Here is a 640-nt window from a genome sequence, read left to right on the forward strand (position 1 = left end):
TATAGACCGTCCGCCAGTGGTCGAAGGCGCGCTGCAGTTCGCCCTCGTTCGCGAACCATTTACCCTGCAGCACCTCCGTCTTCAGGCTGCGGTGAAAACGCTCCAGCTTGCCCTGCGTCTGCGGATGATACGGCCGGGAGTGTCCCACCCGGATACCGTGGCGCATCAGCCACAGCTCCAGCGCCGTCCAGGTGCCGGTGGTGTCTCCCCACGGGGCGCCGTTGTCCATTGTCATCCGGTCCGGCAGGCCGTAGCGTTCAAACACGCTGACCAGCCGCTGCTGCACGGTCTCACGCCGTTCATCGGTACAGTGCGCCAGGCACAGGGAAAAACGGGAGTGGTCGTCCAGCAGGGTGAGCGGATGGCAGCGGCCACCGCCAAAGGGAAAGTGGCCCTTAAAATCCATCTGCCAGAGCCGGTTCGGCGCGTCATGTTCGAACCGCCCCGTGGCGGGAATGCCCGGAGAAGTGCCCGGCAGCAGGCCGTGACGGGCCATCAGGTTATGAACGGTGCTGAAGGCGGGCATACGGTGCCCCTGGTCTTCCAGCCAGCGCTTTATCTTGCGTGCGCCCCAGCGTTCATGGCGGTCATGAGCCATACGCAGCAGGGCAGTGATGTCGTCAGATGAGCGGTTCGGGGA

1 protein-coding gene is annotated in these 640 nt (G+C 64.4%); it reads right to left on the bottom strand.

The features are described 5' to 3' along the window. The coding region (locus ACOTX3_RS26130) for a DDE-type integrase/transposase/recombinase (RefSeq protein WP_421635003.1) at positions 1–640 on the bottom strand (640 nt) is incomplete at both ends.

This window comes from Enterobacter cloacae complex sp. IR5384 (genome assembly GCF_049237265.1).
GTDB lineage: Bacteria > Pseudomonadota > Gammaproteobacteria > Enterobacterales > Enterobacteriaceae > Enterobacter > Enterobacter cloacae.